Source organism: Psychrobacillus sp. L3, assembly GCF_042945595.1.
Classification (GTDB): domain Bacteria; phylum Bacillota; class Bacilli; order Bacillales_A; family Planococcaceae; genus Psychrobacillus.
This window is the reverse complement of the sequence record NZ_CP168493.1, coordinates 875,705-897,998: the sequence shown is the minus strand read 5'-3', so window position 1 is coordinate 897,998 and position 22,294 is coordinate 875,705. Positions and strand designations below refer to the sequence as shown.

Here is a 22,294-nt window from a genome sequence, read left to right as displayed (position 1 = left end):
TATAACAGGGAATGGCTTGTAAATGATAATTGTTAGAATAATAAAAAAATAACTAAAAAATGGCTATACAACAAAGTTAAATGTTGTATAGCCATTTTTTATTGTTACATTTGGTCAGTTTCTACAGTTACTTGCCATTCAATACCAAATCTATCTTTAAGATTTCCATAACATTTGCTAAAAAATGTTTCTTGTAGATCCGCTCCTACTTTACCGCCTACTCTTAGCGCTTCAAAAATAGATCTAATTTCATTTTCATCTGCACTAACGAATGCTAGGGTAACATTATTACCTTCAATAAAAGGTGATCCTGGAAAAACATCTGAAAACATTATGTTGCTTCCACCAATGTTAAGTCGAGTGTGCATTACTAAATCTTTCGCTTCCTCTGGTAATACGTAATCTGGACTTGGTGGCGCTTCACCGAAAGTCATAATTTGTGGTTTTTCGATCTTAAAAACCTCTGCATAAAACTCTGCAGCATCGCGACAATTCCCATTAAAATTAAGATATACATTAACTGCCATTTGAAACACTCCTCTTTTTATCGCATTATTCATTCAATAATGAATGTCAACAATATTGTACCATTTAACACGCTAAACATAACTCATTTTTAGGCATTTCTGTTCAATTATTTTATAACTACTTACAATTAATGGCACTTTGAGACCAAATTCACGAAGTCGAGACCAATTTGGCCCAGGTCACAACCAAGTTTCGCAAAACCGAGACCAAGTTCTTCAAACCCGCAACCAAAATCAGAAAACCGAGACCGATTTAATTTTCTACAAAAAAATGGAGCTATCCCATAAGTCAACTTGATGGGAAAGCTCCATTTTTTTTAGTATACTTTATCGCCATTAAAGATTGAATTCTTCACGACTACATAATCTACATTTCGGATTGCTTCTAATTTATTGCCACCTGCATAAGAAATAGACGATTGAAGATCTTGTTCCATCTCTCTTAATGTATCTTCTAGCGGTCCTTTGTACTCAACAAACATTTTTTTGCCTTCTACATTCTTCTTTTCACCTTTTTGGAATTCTGAAGCGGAACCGAAGTATTCTTTAAATAGTTTACCATCTTTTTCAACAGTCATTCCTGGTGATTCTTCGTGACCTGCAAATAAAGAACCGATCATGACCATCGATGCTCCAAATCGCACAGATTTAGCTATATCACCATGCGTACGAATTCCTCCGTCAGCGATTATCGGCTTACTTGCTGCTTTTGCGCACCAACGTAATGCAGCTAATTGCCAACCACCCGTACCAAATCCAGTTTTAATCTTTGTTATACATACTTTACCGGGTCCAATACCAACTTTTGTCGCATCCGCTCCAGCATTTTCTAATTCTCTCACTGCTTCTGGCGTTCCAACATTTCCAGCAATAACAAAACTTTTCGGTAAGTGATTCTTAATATGCTTAATCATTTCGATTACTGCATTTGAATGACCATGTGCTATATCAATCGTAATGAATTCAGGTATAAGTTGTTCTACTGCTAATTGCTGTATAAATGTATATTCCTCATCTTTGACACCTACACTAATGGATGCGATTAATCCACGAGATTGCATATCTTTAATAAAAGTTACTCGCTTCTCTGGTTCAAAACGATGCATAATATAGAAATAACCATTTTCTGCTAAGTAGTTTGCAATTTTATCATCTATAATTGTTTGCATATTTGCTGGTACTACTGGCAACTTAAACGTATGCCCACCTAAAGTTGTAGTTGTATCACATTCTGATCGGCTATTTACAATACACTTTGCCGGAATTAATTGAATATCTTCATAATCAAATGCATTTTCCATCACTAACACTCCTAAATACGAATAATAAAACTAAAGTTAAACTAAATGTTCGTCCTTGGATAATTTACATCATTTCCATGCGAATGTCAAAGGTTTTAGATAAGATTATTATGATTTCATACCGTTTTATCATTCATATTATGTGGTAAAGTCATCGTAAAAAAGCATTAAACGAAGGAAGGTGTACTAATGACAGCAAATAGATTAATCCATGAGAAATCACCATACTTACTTCAACACGCACTCTATCCTGTCGACTGGTATCCATGGGGGGTCGAAGCATTTGAAAAAGCGAGAAGTGAAAACAAGCCAGTGTTCGTTAGTATCGGTTATAGCACTTGCCATTAGTGTCATGTAATGGAGAAAGAATCGTTTGAGGATAAAGAAGTAGCGAACTTGCTAAATGAACACTTTGTGTCGATTAAAGTGGACCGTGAAGAACGTCCTGATATCGATTCCATATATATGAATGTATGTAAAATGCTCACTGCTGAAGGCGGATTGCCGCTCCATGTATTTTTAACTGCGAAACAAAAGCCATTTCATGCAGGTGCTTATTTTCCGAAAGAAAGCAAATACGGCCGTCCTGGAATGCTTGATCTGTTGCCACATTTAGCAGATGTCTTCCTAAAAGAACCGGAGCTGATTGAAGGGATTAGTGAAAAGCTTTCTAATGCATTAAAAGAGAGCTATAGTCTACAAGAAAAATCCATTCCCTTGAATACGATTAATGAAGCATACCAACAATTAGCAGATAGTTTTGATATCCAGTACAGTGGATTTGGGGTTGCTCCTAAATTCCCCTCTCGGACAGCTTTTATTTTTACTTCGCTACTCTTATGCTAATAAAGATCAAAATGTATTGAATATTGTCGAAACAACGCTTGATGGGATAGCATTAGGTGGAATATATGATCATATCGGATTTGGTTTTGCTCGGTATTCTACAGATGAAATATGGCTTGTCCCTCATTTTGAAAAAATGTTATATGACCAAGCACTTCTATTACTTGTATATACGGAAACCTATCAAATTACAGAAATTAAACAATATAAGGAAATCGTCTATAATACAATCGAATTTATTGAACGGGAAATGACACAACCTGATGGTGGGTTTTATTCTGCTATTGATGCGGATAGTGAAGGGGCGGAAGGTACTTATTATATTTGGTCTTACCTTGAAATCATGGACATACTTGGTGAAAAAGAAGGTTCCCTTTATGCAAAAGCATATGATATTACAGTAGCGGGTAATCTTGAAGGGAAGAATATACCGAATTTAATTTATTCCGACGCAAAAGCATTAGTAGATGAATACGATATTACACTGGATGAATTACAAGATAAGTTAGAAGCTTCCCGTCTGCTTTTATTTTTCCAACGTCAAAACCGAGTGTATCCCCATCTAGATGACAAGATTCTTACTTCTTGGAACGGATTACTTATTGCAGCCTTGCAAAAGCAGGTGCAACATTTTCAGAACCTAGATTTATTCAACTTGCAATAAACGGAATGCAATTTATCAAAAAAACGTAATCCAAGAAAAAATTCTTTATGCACGATATAGAGATGCTAAAGCGAAGCATCTCGCTTATTTAGATGATTACGCAAACGTTATATGGGCATTGATTGAGTTACATCAAGCTACTGGGAACAACGATTATATAGGAAAAGCGAAAAAACTTGTCACTACTCTATTTTCACAATATGAAGATACAGTTCAATGAGGATTTTTCTTTACAAATAATGATGCAGAAAAATTATTTATTTGCGAAAAATCCGCTTTAGATAACATAATGCCTTCTGGTAATGGAATAGCGGCAATGCAACTTTGGCGATTAGCGAAAATAACGGAAGACATAGAGTTGTTCAATAAAATTGAAAATATCTTTGCGGCGTTTGCAGAAGATGCTATTCAGTTTCCATCCTCTGTTCCCTCGATGTTAATCGCACGTTTAGCATTTTCTATAGAAGATCGTGAAATAAAAATTAGGGGAGATTTAGAAAATGAAATTTCCACCTATCTACACCAAACATTTCGACCATATGATGTGTGGACGTTTGAAAATGAAATATCTTCTCCCCTTTCTGTCCAAATTTGTCAAAATAATATTTGTTATGCACCTTTAACAGAACAAGCTCAAATTATGAAAGAGTTATCTTAATATGAAGCATTGCATATACTATTTTGATGTCATTATTTCCACTTGAAAGGCACTTACTAGTGCCTATTCCCCATGTATGCTTCAATCCATTTTATTCGCTCACTTAATTCGAGTAATGCTTGCATGATTTGATGTTGCTCCGTTTTGGTCACAATCGTATGCATCTCCATATGTTCTACAGATTCCTCTACTTTTTGTAAACTTTGACCCATTACTTCTACAAAATACTTTAGTTTCATACTACATTCCTCCATTCATTTATAAATACTATTGTAAATAGTTCCTAAGTTAACTCAACTGTCAGAATTCAGCGTAAATTAAAGCAATAGAATTTTGTAAGCCATTTGTTGTCTAAAATTCACTTTTAGAGCTCTTTATGCACCCAAAATTTTATTTCTGCATTCCAGTGCTTCCAAAAAAAATTTTCAGTATGCGAATAGTTAAGGAGATGATTTTGTGCATCCAAATCCTGTCGACCCAGAAGAAATGGCCATGAGGAAAAATTTAGATTTAATTGCTTCCCTCAATATGATTGGTGAAGGTGGTCCTGCTCCCAGTCAGGAAGAGGAAGAGAATATAAAGGAAGTATCTACTGAACACAAAAATATCCCCCCTACTTCTCAGTAACCCCACTTTTTGTGGGTTTTTTTATGCAATAAAAAACTTTAGTTTCCAACCCAATCATTGTATTCTGCCGAATATTATGATAAATTAAGTTGTTCGTTTATTCCTTGATTAAACTTGTAACAAACAGCGACTTTAAAAAAAGTTACCATTATATAGAAATATTCCACATAATTATCAATTGGAGGAGGAAGAAGAAAGAACATGAAAGATGTATTATCAGAAATAAAACCGATTGTAGAAGCAGTTTTTGAGCATCTTCATAGTCATCCCGAAATAAGTTGGGAAGAAATAGAAACAACAAAGTACTTGAAAGAATTGTTAGCTAGTGAAGGGTTTGGTGTACAAACTTTCGATGATTCTACTGGATTAGTCGTTACAATCGGAAGTGGGAAGCCTTGCGTTGGACTTCGAACGGATATGGATGCACTTTGGCAAGAAGTTGATGGTGAATTCAAAGCAAATCACTCTTGCGGACATGATGCACATATGACAATGGCAATAGGCACCCTTCTTTTATTGAAGAAACTGGGTGTTCCTCAAAAAGGAACTTTAAAAGTATTATTTCAACCCGCGGAGGAAAAGGGACAAGGAGCACTTTCTTACGTGGATAAAGGGTTAGTAGATGATATAGACTATCTATATGGCGTTCATCTCCGTCCGATTCAAGAGTTAAGAAATGGCTATTGCTCCCCTGCTATTATTCACGGAGCAGGAAAACTAGTGAGCGGTAAGATTCACGGGGTCGAGGCACATGGTGCAAGGCCACATCTTGGCGTAAATGCTATAGAGGTTGGTGCACAAATAGTGCAAGCAATTCAAGCAATTTATTTGGATCCAATGATGTCTTATTCGGCAAAACTGACAAGATTTCTTGCTGGTGGAGAATCCGCAAATATTATACCTGGAAATGCGGAGTTTAGTATCGATATTCGAGCGCAGTCCAATGCTGCGATGAATGAGTTGATAGGTAAAGTAGAGCATGCCATTCGATCTGTGGCAATCCTTAATAATATCTCCATTGATTTTCACACGGATACTGAAATTGTAGCTGCGCAGGTCCATCCAGAAGCAGTTAAATTAATGAAAGAGGCAATAATCGAGACAATCGGAAAAGATTATTACATCCCTCCTATTATTACTCCTGGTGGAGAAGATTTCCATTTTTACACATTAAAAAGACCTGCTATTAAAGCAACCATGCTTGGACTAGGCTGCGATTTAACTCCGGGATTACATCACCCTAATATGACGTTTAAACATGAAAGAATATTAACTGGTATTGAAATTCTTGCCCGTACCGTAATGGATACTTTTCAAAGAAGTGAAACCAATTTGTTAAAGGAGTAATCGCATGTTAATCAAAGAAATGAATATACGCAAAATGAACATGACTATGAAATCTCCTTTCTCTACTAGCTTCGGTACTTTCCAATTGAAAGAATTTCTATTATTAGAAGCAACAGATGAATTAGGAAATACAGGGTGGGGCGAATCAACTGCATTCCAATCCCCATGGTACAGCGAAGAAACACTAGAAACGAACTTACATATGATTAGAGACTTCTTAATTCCACTCGTATTGGATAAAGATATTAACCACCCTGATGAAGTGAGCGAACTATTTACTCCTCTTCGCAAAAATAATATGGCAAAAGCAGCAGTAGAAGGTGCTATTTGGGACTTGTATGCGAAACGAAATAAGCTAACACTAGCAGAAGCACTTGGTGGCACAGCCGAAAAAATTGAGGTTGGTGTTAGTATAGGTATCCAAAAGAGTGCTACTGAGTTAATAGAATTAGTCGGTGGATATTTAGCAGAGGGCTATAAACGAATGAAAGTAAAAATTAAACCTGGACATGATGTGGAAGTACTTCGTTCACTTCGTAAGGCTTTTCCAGATGTTCCGCTTATGGCAGATGCGAATTCTGCGTATACATTAGATGATATGGAATTGTTAAAACAGTTGGATGCGTTTAATTTGACAATGATTGAGCAGCCGCTTGCTTCAGACGATATTATCGATCATGCAAAACTGCAAAAAGAATTGAAAACACCAATTTGCTTAGATGAAAGTATTCATTCATTAGAAGATACCCGCAAAGCATTTGAACTTGGTAGCGCCAAAATTATTAATATTAAAATTGGCCGTGTTGGGGGCTTAACAGAATCGAAAAAAATTCATGACTTCTGTCTGGCAAATGGCATGCCTGTTTGGTGTGGAGGAATGCTGGAATCTGGAATCGGACGCGCCCATAATGTAGCACTTACAACTTTGCCTAATTTTATTCTACCTGGAGATACTTCAAGCTCTTCACGTTATTGGGAAGAAGATGTGATTACACCAGAAGTAGTTGCGGAAGATGGTTATATTACCGTCCCAAAAGCATATGGCATTGGATATGAACCAAATATGGAAGCAATAGATCGCTATACGGTGGAGCAATTCCATTTTAAATCAGAATAACTGCTTGTTACCTCCCTTTTTTTGGAATTAGGGGAGGTTTTTTTTATCACTATACTTTTCTGAAACTTAAGTGTTTTTGTCAGGGTTTTTGGTGTGAATAGTATCCGGGTAGGTGCTCATCAGGTTGACATTCGCTCTATTATAAAAATAACTTAATAGAAATAGGCCCTTCCACTACTAAAATAGTGAAAGGGCACATGTTAATTTACTTTTTTACGTCGACAATTCGACCTTCTATTTCATTCTTAACTGTTTTCATAGATTGAAGTTGTTCTTGAAGGTTTTCCCAATCAGAAAGTCCAAGATCTGTTACACGGCCTTCTGCATAAGCTTTTGCGAATACATCGTAGCCATCTCCACCTTTTGCTGTGAATGCATTGGTTGCTACAACATATTGAACAGCATCTTTAATATCTACATACGTTCCATCTGCTGCTTTAATCTTAATGGAAACTACTCGTTGCCCTTCTGGTTTAGAGGAATCAAATTCTACTTTGGCTCCAGATACGTGTAAGAAACCACCATTTTCTTTTGGATATGATTTAAAGCTAATTTCAAATGCAGCTTTTAGTTCTGCACCAGTTACTTCCATCGTTGCTAATGTATTACCGAAAGGAAGAACTGTAATAACTTCTCCTACAGTAATTGGACCAGCATTAATTTCAGAACGGATTCCTCCACCGTTTTGAAGAGCCATTACTACTTTATTGTTAAACGTTTTTGCTTTTGCTAACATGCCGTCCGTAATGATATTACCTAATGCTGTTTCATTTTTACGTACGCTTGGATCTGTATCGACCTTGACACGAGGATTTGTAAGTTCTTGCTCTGCTGTAACTCCAATTTCTTTTCCTTTGATCTCTTTAATTTTGTCTGAGTATTTCTTTAGTAATTCAGCTGCAGCTGGATCATCTTTTTGATCTTTGATCGGAATTAACTTCCCGTCATGACCTATGACTTTACCATGTCTATCAAAATTTACATCCAAAGTTCCTAAGAAGTCACTATATTGATATGCTTGAACAATAACTGTAGGATCTTTCTTTACTCCATTTTTATCTTTATCTACTACAACTGGCTTATCCAATTGAGTATGACTGTGCCCACCCACGATTACATCTATTCCAGTTACGGCAGCAGCTAATAATAAATCATTATCATATTCTGCGCTATCATCAAAACCGATATGGGTAACCGCTATTACTTTATTAACACCTTGCTTTTCAAATTCATCTACCATTTTTTGAGCTGCTTTAATATAATCCGTAAATGTAACGTCTTTCGGACTAGAAATATCTACAGTTTCAGCAGTAGTCAGTCCGAATAAACCAATTTTTTGTCCATCCACTTCTTTAATAATACCACTATAGATTTGACCGTCTTTAGGATCTGAAGAAACATTAACATTAAATAATCCTTTAAGATTTATATCTTTCGAGAAGTTAACATTTGAGCTAACAAATGGAAACTTGGATTTTTTAATAAATTCGCTGAGTGCTAAATGACCTTCAGGACTTGAACCTAAATCAAATTCATGGTTACCAAATGTCATTACATCGTAATCCATTAAGTTCATTAACTCTACATCGGCTTGTCCCTTGAATTCGTTAAAGTATAAAGTGCCAGAGAATACGTCACCAGCATCAATTAATAAAGCAGATGGTTTTACAGCTCGTACATCTTTAATAGCCGTTATACGTTTTGGAGCTTGCTCCGTGTGTGCATGAGTATCATTTAGATGCATCATAGATAAAGTAAAGCCTGTATCTACTTTATCTGCAATTGCTTCAACCTGTAGTAAAAGTTCTTTCACTGCAGGTAGAGTTTTTTCGCTTGGAAGTCTATCTAATAATGATTGTATAGAATCTACTACTTTAATAGCATCTTCTTTTTTCCCAGCTTTTACTAATGCCTCTGCTTGATTAACTTTCATATAAACAGTAACTGGAACCATTAGAGCATCTCTTTTTTGATTTGCAGGGTCTTTATATTGTTTTAATAGTAAATCGCGGGCATCTTTACCAGTAAAACGATATAATATAGCTGTTCTTGTTTTTAATTGAACTGATAGTTTATGATACGCTTTTTCTAGTTTTGCCCAGTCTTTATCAAACTCTGCTTTTTGAATATCTTTCATGATAGGATCTAAATATTTATCTGCATAGTTGTATGCATCAATGTAAGGAACTAGTCCTTTTGTAACTCTTTCGTAGTACAACTCATCTAAATTTTTGATTAATGTATCTTTGTTTTTGGCATCTGATTTTACAATAGCATCTTTTGCTTTTTGGTAATTTGCTTTCGCTTTATTCAACGATGCATATAAATTCCCACTTGCAACAAGCTTTCCTGATTGAGCCGGAACTACATAAGCATATGATGCATTTTTGATATCTTTACTTGCCTCATCTACTACATTTTGTAGAGAACTATTTGCGAAAGAAATACTTGACGCTGAAAACAATGTTGTCGCTATCACTGCCGCTGCTGCCGACTTCTTCAGATTACTATTTTTCATATCCTACCTCCTAGATAATGGTGATAGATAATTAATTCTATTAACATATTCATAATTATCCACAATTCCTAAACTACCCTAATTCCCGATATATCGCAAGTCAAAATTCAGATAATTAGGAGTTAATAGAATGAAAATATGTATAGTAATTATAGCCTTTTTATTTGATTTTAAGACAAATTTAGATAGGAACGTTTCTTTTCATTTATAAGCCACTTTTATATGACATTTTCAATAGTAACAAATGAATATCACGGTATTTTTATGATATAATAAGGTATCAAAAAAGAGATGGGAGCATCACAATGTTAAAAGATATTTTTATGACTTTATCCGAAAACCAACTATTAAATAGTGCAGCAAAAAAATATGGTTTAAAAATGGGTGCACAACATGTAGTAGCTGGAACTGATATTAAAGAAACAATCGAAAGTATTAAAAAATTAAATGCTGTAGGTATATCTTGTACAGTAGATAATTTAGGGGAATTTGTTTTCGAAAAAGAAGAAGCTTTAGAAGCAAAAGATCAAATCATTGCTGTAATCCAAGCAATTGAAGAAAATAAAGTAGATGCTCATATTTCATTGAAGCCATCTCAACTTGGACTAGATATTGACTATGGTTTTGCTTTAGAAAACTTAAAAGAAATCGTAGCAATTGCACATAAATACGGCACATTTATCAATATTGATATGGAATCAAACAAACACTTACAACCTTCTTTCGACATCTTGGACGAGCTTTCCAAAGAATATGACAATGTTGGAACAGTAATCCAAGCTTACTTTTATCGTGCGGAAGAAGATATTCAAAAGTATAAAAACTTCCGACTACGTATCGTAAAAGGTGCTTATAAAGAACCATTAGAATACGCGTATCAAACGAAAGAGGAAATTGATAAAAACTATGTGGAATTAATCGAATGGCATTTACTAAACGGTAAATTCACATCCATCGCAACACATGATCATAATGTGATTAACCATATAAAACAATTTATCAAAGAAAACAATATTCCAAACGACAAATTTGAATTCCAAATGCTTTACGGATTCCGTACAGATATGCAATTACAACTTGCAAAAGAAGGCTACAACTTCTGCACGTATGTCCCATTTGGTAAAGACTGGTATGGGTATTTCATGCGTCGTCTAGCGGAGCGTCCACAAAATTTGAATCTAGTTGTTAAACAAGTATTCAACAAAAACACAAACACTCTTCTTGGAATCGCTGCTGGTGCATTCGCACTAGGAAGAATAACAAAAAGAAGTAAAAATAAACGATAAAACAACAACACTGCACTGCCATTAATCACTATGGCAGCGTAGTGTTTTTTATTATTACAAATTCATTACAGGTGCCAGGCACCCGTAATGAATTTGTAATAATCCGTTCAATAAAAAAAACACCTTATTCTACGGGGAATGGTAGAATAAGGTGTTTTATACTTCCTTGTTATCGCTCAAGGGTGTGTGTTTTTAAAGCGCCGTAATCTTTTTTCTTCTTCTTCACTTTGTTATTATCGCTTTAATCGCCGTTGATTAATTCCCCTATTATAATTCGGAAGTTTTCTGAACTTGCTTCCTTCTAAGCTCGCTCATCAACTTTACATACTATTTACTTGTTAATCTAATAGTAAACCACTTAAATGAGAATACAGATAGAGGTTTATTAGAATTTGATGAGAGTTTTTTATTCCCATGTAACAGAAAGTATTTTACCTGAAATAGCATGTACTTGGATCGTCGCTTTGCTTTGTTTTGTTTTGGAACCTTCTTTTGAATCAGTATCTGATAAGGATGCTTTCATCACAATTAAATAGTAGCCACCTTCATTTGTTTTAACAAATGAATTACTTTCGACTGTACCTTTTATCTGTTGTTGAGCAGTTTTAATTGCTTGTTCTTCTGAGATTAGGACGGTTGGTGCTTTATCGGTCTTCGAATCAGCATCTGGTTTCTTTGCATCTGATTGAATCGCTAAAGGTTTGATAGGTGTAGTTTGTTGTTCTTCTGCCTTTGTGTCCTCTAGTTTGGAAGTTTCTGATAGTGGGGATTCTTCCTTCACGATTTCCGTTTTAGCAACTTCTGTTTTTGTTTGTTCTACCTTTGACACGTCTTCTTTATCTTTATCTTTTTCTACTTTTGCTTCTTCTGTCTTGGATGATTCTGACTTTAAAACATCTTTAATTACTTCTTTAATCGTTTTTTCTTCTTTAATCTGCTTTTCTTCTGGTAGTTTCTCTTCCACTTTTGTCTGTGTAGATTTTAAACCTTTTGGAGAGATGGCTACAGTAGATTTGCGTGATTGAGTTGTTGCTGATTTTGTATTTGCATTTTTGGGCTTTTCGGTAATAACAATTTTCGTTGGAGGTTTTACTATTTCTACCTTTGCTGTGAAGTTGGTTTCATCACTACTCTGCAGTAATGGTTGTTCCTGAATTTCCAGCGTATTTCCCTTCACATCCTTTGCTGAATCTTCACTTACAACGATTTGTTTATCCAGGTCAAATTCATCGGTCTGTTCAAGGGAATATACATCACCAGTGACTGCATTCATTTCAACCAAATAAAAAGTCCCACTTTTTGTAATTACAGCCTTGTAAACATCTTGTTTCATCGTAACACCGGCAACTTCTGCATCATACATTTGCTCGAGTTGGGAGCGGACTTCATTTTCAGATATCGACTGTGTCTTATGTGTGATATTCAGTAGAATTCCTACCCCAAAAGCGGCAAATATCGCAATAAAAACGGATAGAAATCCTTTTCTTTTGAAAAATTTCATTCACGCTTTCCCTCCTCCAACACATCATACTTCACCAACATTAAAAATTGCTGAGAATTTGATCTTTTGGAATAAAAATGTGAATAGTTGTACCAAAACCTACTACACTTTCAATGGTGAGTTCTACAGAAATCCGAGTTGCTATGTCTTTAGCAATTGCCATACCAAGGCCCGTCCCGCCAGTTTTCCTATTTCTGTCTTCATCTACTCGGTAAAAACGGTTATAAATATATTCCAAATCTTTTTTTGGAATGCCATTTCCATAATCCATAATAGAAATTTTCGTACCCAGCTCATTTTCTAATATAGTCGTTTTAATTTCTTTTTCACTATACTTTCGAGCATTATCTAATAGAATGAAAAGCAATTGTCTTAATTGTTCCAAATCCGTGCTCGCATAAATGGGACCTTCACCTTTTAATAAAAACTTTCTATTATACGCAGTGCGCATAGATTGTAAAGTAGTATCAACGAGTTCATACACATTGACCACTTCAGTAGAACGAACAAATTGTTCATTACTTTTAGCTAATAAAAGCATTTGAGAAATCATTTCTTTCATCCTACTTGTTTCACTAATAATTGCTTGAACAGATTCTTTTGCTATTTCCGTATGACGAAAGCCGTGTCGAGAAAGTAATTTTGCATAGCTTTCGATGACAGTTAATGGCGTTTTTAATTCGTGGGAAGCATCCGAAACAAACTGTTCTTGTTTGTTATAATTTTGTTCCAATTGTTCCATCATTTCATTAAAAGCAATACCCATTTGCGCCATTTCATCTTTTCCATTTGCAGGAACAGAGATTTTTTTATACTTCCCGGACACTCTACTTTGAGACATCGTGTTTATTAATTTTTTAATGGGTCTAGTTATAATTTTACCAAGCATAATACTGGAAATTGCCATAATGAGTATACCTGCTAATGTAACGCCTATTAATATGAGTTGCAGAAAATCTAGATTTTTATTTACTTCTACTAAAAGTTTCATTGTCTGAACTTCGTTAACTTCCCCGTCTGCCCATATAACCGGCTTGCTAATAGATAAAATCGGTATTCCTTGAAAAATACCAATTGAATATTGCTCGCCGATTTCAAACTTCGGTTGATAATTATTTACATCATCCACCGTTTGAACAAACAATTTCATTTCTCCTTTCCTATCATTCACACGAATAGCACCTTTAGAAGGAATGAAAGTTCGCAAAATGGTAGCAGCATCGTCCTCCACTTCCATTTTACTTAATGCCTTAATCAACTCATCAGCATCCGCGTTAAGCTGGTTATATTCTGTATCATAAGCCATTTTTTCAAAAATAAAATAAACACCTATATTCATCATACTTAAAATAATTAGCGTAAGAAATGTGGAAAATAGGTGTATTTTCGTTTTAAGCCTCATTCTTTTGCTCCTTCAATACATAACCAACTCCACGGACAGTTTGAATAAGGGAAGATTTCTGATTTTCTTCAATTTTTTTTCGAACATATCGTATGTAAACATCCACTACATTTGTATCTCCGTAATAATCAAAACCCCATACTGCATCTAAAAGCTGTTCTCTAGTTAATACCTGATGAGGGTGTTTCATCAAATAAAGCAATAAATCATATTCGCGTGGTGTCAAATTAATCGATTGTCCATCTCTACAAATTTCACGGGTTTGCTCGTTTAACATGAGCGATTCAAATATATGCACATTCTCGTCCTTTATGAAAGGGATTGCAGCGGATTTTGAAAATCGAATAGAGGAACGAACACGCGCAAGAAGCTCTTCAATTTCAAATGGCTTCGTTACATAATCATTTGCTCCAAGATCGAGACCAGCCACCTTATCCTCTATATCACTTTTAGCTGTCAATAAAATCACTGGCGTATCAGATTCCGTCGCTCTTATTCTTCTCAGCACATCCAGGCCGTTCAAACCAGGCAGCATCAAATCCAACAGTATTAAATCCCACATCTTCTCTCGATATTTAATCAGACCATCTGTACCGGTGTACGCAATTTCGACCTCGTATCCTTCGAACTCCAGCTCCAATTGCAAAACACGTGCAATATTCTCCTCATCCTCAATAATTAAAACCTGCTCCTTCATCCGAATCCCCCTCTTTTCCCCTTATTCTATCACACAACGTAAAAGCCTGGTTTGATTCATTACAAGCGTGTTACTGGTGCCTGGCACCAGTAACACGCTTGTAATGATAGTCCCATTTAATGGGTAGTCGACAGGGGGTGAAAGAAATTTTCTCGACATATTAGGACAAATGGTGAAATGTCAGAAATTTTATTTTGAACGCTTTTTAGTGAGTAAAATTATATTTCGGCCTGTTTTTATGTATCAAAAGAAAATTGTCGCAGGAAAGCGCAAATTATGACAATTGTGGTATTTATCATTTTGTTATATGGTGAATGAAATACGTTGGAGGTGCAGTTTGAATGGGAAGAATGAGAAGGATTTGGCAACCAGAAATTTATTATCATGTAACGATGAGGGGAAATAATCGGCAAAATATATTTTTAAATGATGGGGACTTTGCATTGTTTTTTCGAGCACTTTATAAAACGAATTTAAAATATCCTTTTACCATTATTGCATATTGCGTAATGAATAATCATTATCATCTGCTGATCCGTTCTCCAGAAGTACCATTATCGAATATAATGGCAATTGTGAATAAAAGGTATTCGGAGTATTTTAAAAGAAAATATAATTATTATGGACAACTTTATGAAACTCGCTACTTTGCTAGCATGGTGTCAGACCCAATTAGTCTATTGAATGTAAGCAGCTATATTCACCAAAATCCACTTAATACGAAAGGTTTCATAACTGATAAAATGGAAAATTATACTTATAGTTCATATAAATATTATGTTTCGGAAATAGAATCACCGTATCCATATTTGAACACGAAATTACTTCCTTCTTTTATAGAAACTTATCCTGAAATTAAAGATAGCGATTACCGTAGCTATTGTGAAAACTTCCGTATACCTTTGGAAGAAGAAAAGTCCCCTCAGCGTCAAGGAGTTTTGACATAAAAGAGGACCCTAATATTAAGCAATAATTTCAGTATTATCTACTAAAGTGTGAATTTGATTAGCTGCTGCTTTACATTCTTCCACAAAAGCATTGAAAATTGGACGAATTGTTGCCAAAGGGCCTTCCATCATTTCTGGATGCCATTGTACGGCTACAACAAAGCGATCTTGATCCCATTCAATTGCTTCCACGATTCCGTCTGGAGCAGTCATAGAAGTTTTAAATCCTTTACCCAATTCTTTCACTGCTTGATGGTGAAAGCTGTTTACCCCTATTTCCTCGGTTTCGTAAATAGTGTGGAGGGCAGACCCTTTCTCAATTTTCACTGGATGAAATGGGTGATGCCTTAACGCTTTAGATACAGAATGATTAATACCATCTGGCTTTTGTGACTCTAAATCTTGATACAGCGTTCCACCTGTTGCGACGTTTAACAGCTGCATGCCTCGACAAATTCCAAGGACAGGTAATGCTGTTTCAAATAAAATCTTTTGAGCCAGCTTCACTTCATGATCGTCACGTCTTGGCTCAATTAATCCTAAACCAAATCGAGGATATTCCCCGTAATAATTTGGATCGATATCCGATCCTCCTGAGAATAAAATACCGTCTAACTTTTGCAAAAGTGGTGTTAGCGTCTCCAAATCCTCTGTTATCGGGAGGATTACTGGCACCCCTCCAGCACGTTCTATTGCAACTATATAATCATCTGCAAGTAATTGCCATTCTTGTTGCGCAGCTCCAATCCCTACTTCCATACCAATTGCATCATCTGATAAGTAGTTTGCGCATATACCAATAAGTGGTTTCATTTTCCATTCCCCCAAAATCAACAAGTTGTAAACATCCTAAGTTTTTGATATCTCATTGTTTTTAATGCATAACCAACTATTCTATAAGCTAAGCCCTAATCTAGTTCAACTACCCAACCAAATGGATCTTGTACAGTTCCCTTTTGAATACCAGTTAATGTATCATAAAGCTTCTTAGAAAGCTCTCCTGTTTCCCCATTATTCACGTAAAATAATTCACCTTTCCAGCGAAGTTCTCCTATTGGAGATATTACCGCTGCAGTGCCAGTTCCAAAAGCTTCATCTAACTTACCAGTTCGGTAGGCTTCACGAATTTCCTCCATTGAAACTTTACGCTCCGTTACCGGAACATCCCAATGTTTTAACAATTGGATAATCGATTTTCGAGTAATCCCATCTAAAATACTACCATTTAAAGCAGGAGTTACAACTTCGCCACCAATTTTGAAGAACACATTCATGCTTCCTACTTCTTCTATATATTTGCGTTCAATACCATCTAACCAAAGAACTTGTGCATACCCTCCAAGATCAGCTACTTCCTGAGCTTTTAAGCTTGAAGCATAATTTCCCGCGGTTTTCGCAGTACCAGTTCCGCCTGCAACAGCCCGAACATACTCGCTTTCCACTAGAATTTTCACAGGGTGAATCCCCTCTTTATAATAAGAACCAACAGGAGACATTATTATAATGAAACTATAAGTAAGAGCAGCTGAAACCCCTAAATGTGCCTCAGTTGCAATCATAAATGGACGAATGTATAAGGATGTCCCTGGTTCAGAAGGAATCCATTCTTTATCAACCTCTATTAATTGCTTCAATGCTTCAAGTGCCTGTTCTTCATCTATTTTTGCCATACTCATTCGGTCACATGAATTATTCATCCGCTTCATATTTTCTTCAGGACGGAATAAACGAACAACACCGTCATCTGATAAATATGCTTTCATCCCTTCAAAAACAGTTTGTCCATAGTGAAAAATAGTTGAAGATGGATCTAAAGTAATCGGTTGATAAGGGACAATTCTGTGATCATGCCAGCCTATACCTTCCGTATAATCTGCGATAAACATATGATCCGTAAAGGTTCTACCGAAAATCAGCTGATCAGCTGGTACTTTTTCTTTTTTGTTTTCACTTCTAGTAATTTGAATTTTTAGACTACTCATGACGTACTTTTCCCCTATCAATAAAAGTTATTATTGCAATTATATTTATGTGCAATATATTATATGCAATTATACTACTTTATTAAAAATTAGAAATACCTTTTCAAAATTAATTTTCGAAAAGCGATAAGTTGATGACCAACTAAGCATTAAATAATAGTTATTCTCTTTAATTTCTTCATTCTATAATTACAAGGGAATTCTCCTATTTATCTAACAATTAGCGTTTTTCTTCCGATATATCATGTATATAGAAAAATACAATTAGATAGGAGGCATTTTATTTGTTTAAGTTTTTAACATACATACTCACATTGATTGTTTTATTGTTCACAACCTTCTCTATCCCCTTTTCTGCGAATGCATCTACGCTAGTAGATGGAATGTTCGTCGATGCTACTTATGAAGAAGTTGTGCTAAGTGACAAAACAACAGAAAAAAAATTAACAAAAATTACATTGATTAATGATAACGGTAAAACCATAACATTGAAAATTGATAAATATACGCCACTTTTTATTAATTCGACTTCTACAACTATAGATGCATTTAAAGAAGGAATGTGGATTCAGGCATCTGTAGATTTAGCAAAGGTAACAGAACTTCGTGGCTTCGCGGATATTCCTCAAGGAAATTCCAAAGCAATAGGAGAATATTTAACTGGCACAGTGAATGAAATTGATAGAAACGGTAAATTTATCGCCATTAATTTAAAGAATAAACAATCGAAAAGATTTTATTTGGATCAATATACGCAAGTTTTTAAAGATTCGAAACTAGTAGATTTAAGCGTATTGTTTGAGGGAGACCGCGTTAAACTAAACCTTTCAGATTATGACTTAGATACACTTTCTACTATTGAAATAATCGTGGAAGGTATCCAGGTGGAACATTTATACAAAGGAACAATTCAACAAATTGATGCAAATCAAAAGAAGCTCCTAGTTAAAGATGAGAAAGTTTTTCAAAACTGGGATTGGCAATCAATATCACCAAATTCTCTTACATCTAGACCATTTACAACTAAGACTCCTATATATGTTGGGAATAAAAAAATTGACCCTACTCAACTTCGTTACTATGTAAATAACGAGGTTTATTATGTAACTATTAACCAATTAGGTAAAGAAGTGGTCCAAAAAATAATTATTAAGCAATCCAATGAACGAACGATTCATGAGAGTTTAAATGCGGTTGATACTACTTCACAAAAAATCAAACTATCCAATGTAGGAAATATTTCTTATCATCAAGGAACGATCATTATTCGTAACGGCCGATTAGTCGATGCAAGTACTCTTTCTCAAAGAGGGGATGCCTATGTAATTACTAGTGGCGGTGCATCCAGTCAATACGCAAATATTATTCAAATTACAAATGACGGGTTCCAAAGTGCTAGCTTGTCAAACTATGAAATTTACTTTGGACAAATTAGTAACGTTGGTTCTAATCAAATACTGATTACAAATGCAAACAGGTTGATTAACAATTATTGGTATTCTACTTCAAGTACTAGTTTGAATATTAGTAATGATACTGATGTCGTGGACGATTATAATAGCTCAACGAAAGACTTTACGTATAGCACTAGCAAATATGCATATTTCTATGTAAAGGATAATCATGTAGTTGCCGCTCATATTATTGGAAGTGGAAATCTAGCTTCGTATGTTTCTGTTGGACGATTACAACTTAATTCAAGTTATTATATTGACTTGAACGATGCAAGTATATGGAACGGTGGAAGTTGGTCTAAATCTGTGCCATTAACTTATATAGATATTTCCCAAACGACTTTCATTAAAGACGGTAATGTCATTTCGATTAACCTTCTTAAAGAGAACGATCGATTGTACATTATTCACGATTACTACTCAAAAGCTCGTATTATTTTAGTTGATTAATTGAGAATTGGGCATGTAAATACTATTATTTACATGCCTTACCTTCTCGAAATATTAATAGGAAAGAGGTACAGAAAATACAAATGAATAATCAAATGAAAAGAATCACAGTTTACATCGCGACCATTTTATTAATGCTAATTATGTTTACTCCTGCTGCAAGTGCGAAAGTAATTGATTATAACGGTGGGGTTCAAGATGAATATATGTACGAAGAATTTTTTTTCTTATCAGGTTCTCCAATCAAATTTACAGGTAAAGCTACTGTTACTGAAAAAGAAACTAAAAACCAATTAACTTCTACTTATAAATTTACGTTAACAAGTAATGCTGGAGATAAATTAACTCGTAGCGTCGTTTACGTTTCGGATTTAAAAAACTATGATACAAAAAATCAAACAACTTCTAAAAAAACTGTAAAAAGTTATTCAGAGAAAGTAACATTGACCGACAAAAGTACATATACACTAGATGACTACCAATTTTCTGACGGAGCTATCATTGATAATAACCCTGCAACAGATTATTATTCTGGAAATGTGATTGCTCGCAAAATCTATTTAAAAACTTCTCCAGCAGCAGGTAAACAAACTATTACCGTTCATATGACAGGAAGAGACGTTGGATATGAAAATTTCTGGGGTTCAACGGATACACAAATTATTGATTATGAAATCATTACTCCTGTAGGGACTTCATTTGTAAAAAGTAAAGTTTCTGATAGCAAATCTAAAGTATTGGAATATGAAGTACATACACCAACTCTCTCAAGTTTTGAAGGTGGACATGCCGTAATTAGCTCTTCAAGCATGGTTGCTGAATATACGTATAATATTCCATATGGAGCTGGTTCAGGTAACCTTTATTTATATAAAGAAAAAACACCGAAAATAGAGCGTCTCATTGTTCCAAAATTCCGCGATATAGCGAATCATTGGTCAAAACCTAATATCGAAAAACTATATTCACTTGGCATTTTCGATGAATCTAGCAACTTCTTTTCACCTGATGCCGCAATGAAAAAAGATCAATTTACGATAAGTGTTGCGAAAGCAGTTGATTTACGTGTTCTAGAAGAAAAAACAACAAAGAAGAATACCGTGAAAAAAGCGTTATTTGAAGACCTAGATCCAAAAGATCCTAACTATGTTTATATTGAAAGTGCATTAAATAAAGGCATTGTCAGCCCAGTTAATGCAAATAAATTTGGTGCAAAGGACTCTATCACAAGAGCGCAGGCAGCAACCATTATCGTTCGCTCATTAGGACTGGAAGGTCGTGCTCCAAGCCCTGGATACAAAACAAAGTTTATCGATGATAACAAAATTCCGAAAGAAGCAAAAGACAGTATCTACGTTGCAAGTGCGCTTGGACTTATTGAACCGGACAAAAAGAATCGCATTAATGCAAATGAAGTATTAACTAGAGGAAAAGCTTCACAACTTCTTGTACGTTACTTAAACTTCTTAGAATCTGACTTAAAACAAAACTACCGAGATGACATGCTATACTTTAACTAACAAACAAAATCACCTCCGATACTCTAAGCGTATCGGAGGTGATTTTTATATTACAAATGTGTTACAGGTGCCTGGCACCTGTAACAATTCCTTGCACCTTATACGAATATTAACCAAAGGATCATGGTTACTACGATTGTTGTGATACCTTGGAGTAAGGTTGCCATTGTTTGTGCTTTGTATGCATCGGTTACTTTCATTCCGCTGAACTGTGTAACGACCCAGAAGTAGCTGTCGTTCACGTGGCTCACTGTCATCGCACCGGCTCCAATTGCCATAACAACTAGTGCAAGTGGCATTGCTCCTTCAATACCTAAAGTAGGTAACATTGGTGCAATTAATGACGACGTTATTACAAGTGCCGCTGTGGATGAACCTTGTGCAGTTTTTAGTGCTGCTGCAATTAGGAATGGAACGAGTAAGAATAACGCACCGTTTGCAAGTGCTCCTAAGTCCATTTGTTGCAATTGATCTGCAACCCCAGAATTTTTAATCACTGTACCGAATGATCCACCCGCACCTGTGATTAATAGAATAGGAGCTGCTTCTTTCAAGCTTTCCCCAATCCATCCTGACAAAGTTTTTTCACTGATTTCAGGTAATAATAAAAATGCTGCTAACACTCCAAATAACAAGGCTACAGTTGGTGCTCCAAGGAATCTCAAGAAATTGGTAAACCCTGAGTCACCGCCTGTTAGTGCAGCTACGGAACCAATTCCGATTAACAAAATTGGCAATATAATTGGAAGAAACGATTTAAAAGTAGAAGGCATTTTACCGAAAGATTTAATTACTTCGTCATAATCCAGTGCTTCCTCGTGATCCGCTTCCACATCAATTTTCGTTCCTACTTTTATTGCCCAAAGATAACCAACAATAACTGCGGGGATTGCTACAAATAATCCTACTAAAATAACTGTTCCTAAATAATCAGAAGCTCCGATATTTCCCGCAGCCGCAATCGGACCTGGTGTTGGAGGAACAAGCGTATGTGTTGCAAATAAACCTGTTGATAATGCAATCGTCATAGATGCTACTTTCACTTTTGCACGTTTTGCTAATGATTTTTTCAAGCTTGATAGAATAATAAAACCTGAATCACAAAATACTGGTATCGAAACGATATATCCGATAATAGACATCGCAAGCTGTGGTCGCTTCTCCCCTAGAACACGAAGCACCACTTCTGCCATACGATAAGCAGCACCAGATTTCTCCAATATAACCCCAATAATTGTTCCAGCAACAATAACTAGACCGATATTCGTCATGAGTCCGCCGAATCCGGTATTTACATTTTCTACAACAGTCAGTAATGGCATTCCAGAAGCAATACCAACAAAAAACGCACTAATTAATAAAGCTAAAAATGGATGAAGCTTGAACACAGCTGTTGCCACGACAACTAAAACTACACCAAGAAAAATCACTAAAAATAACATTTGTCACA

Annotated in this window: 19 protein-coding genes and 1 pseudogene; 10 read left to right on the top strand and 10 right to left on the bottom strand. The window is 35.4% G+C overall.

The annotated features are described in order from the left end of the window. Positions 1–104: 104 nt before the first annotated feature. Both ACEPXD_RS04225 and guaC read right to left on the bottom strand, forming a co-directional pair. Positions 105–527: a VOC family protein gene (locus ACEPXD_RS04225; protein ID WP_391120243.1), complete on the bottom strand. Its 423-nt coding sequence runs from the start codon at positions 525–527 to the stop codon at positions 105–107. A gap of 317 nt (positions 528–844) precedes the next feature. Further along, positions 845–1,828: a GMP reductase gene (guaC, locus tag ACEPXD_RS04220; protein WP_391120241.1), complete on the bottom strand. Its 984-nt coding sequence runs from the start codon at positions 1,826–1,828 to the stop codon at positions 845–847. A gap of 189 nt (positions 1,829–2,017) precedes the next feature. On the opposite strand from guaC, the pseudogene ACEPXD_RS04215 reads away from it, so the two are divergent. The 3 genes and pseudogenes from ACEPXD_RS04215 (at position 2,018) to ACEPXD_RS04205 (ending at position 3,996) form a co-directional block, all read left to right on the top strand. Continuing rightward, positions 2,018–2,674: pseudogene (locus tag ACEPXD_RS04215) on the top strand (thioredoxin domain-containing protein). 16 nt (positions 2,675–2,690) lie between these two features. Beyond that, on the top strand, positions 2,691–3,338 hold the full coding sequence (locus tag ACEPXD_RS04210; RefSeq protein WP_391120239.1) for a hypothetical protein: 648 nt from the start codon (positions 2,691–2,693) through the stop codon (positions 3,336–3,338). 289 nt (positions 3,339–3,627) lie between these two features. Continuing rightward, positions 3,628–3,996 carry a hypothetical protein gene (locus tag ACEPXD_RS04205; protein WP_391120237.1) on the top strand — a complete coding sequence of 123 codons (369 nt, stop codon included), beginning with the start codon at positions 3,628–3,630 and terminating at the stop codon, positions 3,994–3,996. Between the two features lie 56 nt (positions 3,997–4,052). Here the strand turns inward: ACEPXD_RS04205 and ACEPXD_RS04200 are convergent, their stop codons facing one another. After that, positions 4,053–4,235: a hypothetical protein gene (locus ACEPXD_RS04200; RefSeq protein WP_391120235.1), complete on the bottom strand. Its 183-nt coding sequence runs from the start codon at positions 4,233–4,235 to the stop codon at positions 4,053–4,055. 217 nt (positions 4,236–4,452) lie between these two features. On the opposite strand from ACEPXD_RS04200, the gene ACEPXD_RS04195 reads away from it, so the two are divergent. The 3 genes from ACEPXD_RS04195 (at position 4,453) to menC (ending at position 7,087) form a co-directional block, all read left to right on the top strand. Next, positions 4,453–4,623, top strand: coding sequence for a hypothetical protein (locus tag ACEPXD_RS04195; RefSeq protein ID WP_391120233.1), 171 nt, complete (start codon positions 4,453–4,455; stop codon positions 4,621–4,623). 201 nt (positions 4,624–4,824) lie between these two features. After that, entirely contained in the window at positions 4,825–5,970 is a 1,146-nt protein-coding gene (locus ACEPXD_RS04190; RefSeq protein WP_391120231.1) for a M20 peptidase aminoacylase family protein, read from the top strand. Between the two features lie 4 nt (positions 5,971–5,974). After that, positions 5,975–7,087, top strand: coding sequence for an o-succinylbenzoate synthase (gene menC / locus ACEPXD_RS04185; RefSeq protein ID WP_391120229.1), 1,113 nt, complete (start codon positions 5,975–5,977; stop codon positions 7,085–7,087). A gap of 205 nt (positions 7,088–7,292) precedes the next feature. Here the strand turns inward: menC and ACEPXD_RS04180 are convergent, their stop codons facing one another. Then, positions 7,293–9,605: a 5'-nucleotidase C-terminal domain-containing protein gene (locus ACEPXD_RS04180; RefSeq protein ID WP_391120227.1), complete on the bottom strand. Its 2,313-nt coding sequence runs from the start codon at positions 9,603–9,605 to the stop codon at positions 7,293–7,295. Between the two features lie 305 nt (positions 9,606–9,910). Between ACEPXD_RS04180 and ACEPXD_RS04175 the strand changes: the two genes are divergently transcribed. After that, a complete protein-coding gene (locus ACEPXD_RS04175; RefSeq protein WP_391120225.1) occupies positions 9,911–10,891 on the top strand; it encodes a proline dehydrogenase family protein in 981 nt (326 codons plus the stop codon). A 406-nt stretch (positions 10,892–11,297) separates the two neighbouring features. Here the strand turns inward: ACEPXD_RS04175 and ACEPXD_RS04170 are convergent, their stop codons facing one another. From ACEPXD_RS04170 to ACEPXD_RS04160, 3 genes are read right to left on the bottom strand one after another with little or no spacing between them, the layout of a single operon-like run. Continuing rightward, positions 11,298–12,392, bottom strand: a complete 1,095-nt coding sequence (locus ACEPXD_RS04170; protein WP_391120223.1) for a PepSY domain-containing protein — start codon at positions 12,390–12,392, stop codon at positions 11,298–11,300. 40 nt (positions 12,393–12,432) lie between these two features. Further along, positions 12,433–13,794, bottom strand: a complete 1,362-nt coding sequence (locus ACEPXD_RS04165; protein ID WP_391120221.1) for a sensor histidine kinase — start codon at positions 13,792–13,794, stop codon at positions 12,433–12,435. Beyond that, a complete protein-coding gene (locus ACEPXD_RS04160) occupies positions 13,784–14,491 on the bottom strand; it encodes a response regulator transcription factor (protein WP_391120219.1) in 708 nt (235 codons plus the stop codon). The genes ACEPXD_RS04165 and ACEPXD_RS04160 overlap by 11 nt, the downstream gene beginning before the upstream one ends. Positions 14,492–14,832: 341 nt before the next feature. On the opposite strand from ACEPXD_RS04160, the gene ACEPXD_RS04155 reads away from it, so the two are divergent. Further along, positions 14,833–15,438 carry a transposase gene (locus tag ACEPXD_RS04155; protein WP_391120217.1) on the top strand — a complete coding sequence of 202 codons (606 nt, stop codon included), beginning with the start codon at positions 14,833–14,835 and terminating at the stop codon, positions 15,436–15,438. 15 nt (positions 15,439–15,453) lie between these two features. Here ACEPXD_RS04155 and ACEPXD_RS04150 read toward each other — a convergent pair whose 3' ends face one another. Together ACEPXD_RS04150 and ACEPXD_RS04145 are read right to left on the bottom strand one after the other, a co-directional pair. Then, complete coding sequence (locus ACEPXD_RS04150) at positions 15,454–16,251, bottom strand: gamma-glutamyl-gamma-aminobutyrate hydrolase family protein (protein WP_391120215.1); 798 nt, start codon at positions 16,249–16,251, stop codon at positions 15,454–15,456. A gap of 95 nt (positions 16,252–16,346) precedes the next feature. After that, positions 16,347–17,420 carry a branched-chain amino acid aminotransferase gene (locus ACEPXD_RS04145; RefSeq protein WP_391120213.1) on the bottom strand — a complete coding sequence of 358 codons (1,074 nt, stop codon included), beginning with the start codon at positions 17,418–17,420 and terminating at the stop codon, positions 16,347–16,349. Positions 17,421–17,704: 284 nt separating this feature from the next. On the opposite strand from ACEPXD_RS04145, the gene ACEPXD_RS04140 reads away from it, so the two are divergent. Then, on the top strand, positions 17,705–19,324 hold the full coding sequence (locus ACEPXD_RS04140) for a hypothetical protein (RefSeq protein ID WP_391120211.1): 1,620 nt from the start codon (positions 17,705–17,707) through the stop codon (positions 19,322–19,324). A gap of 95 nt (positions 19,325–19,419) precedes the next feature. Then, on the top strand, positions 19,420–20,844 hold the full coding sequence (locus tag ACEPXD_RS04135) for an S-layer homology domain-containing protein (protein ID WP_391120209.1): 1,425 nt from the start codon (positions 19,420–19,422) through the stop codon (positions 20,842–20,844). A gap of 98 nt (positions 20,845–20,942) precedes the next feature. On the opposite strand, the gene ACEPXD_RS04130 is transcribed toward ACEPXD_RS04135, so the two are convergent. Further along, on the bottom strand, positions 20,943–22,286 hold the full coding sequence (locus ACEPXD_RS04130) for a GntP family permease (RefSeq protein WP_391120207.1): 1,344 nt from the start codon (positions 22,284–22,286) through the stop codon (positions 20,943–20,945). Between the last annotated feature and the right edge of the window lie 8 nt (positions 22,287–22,294).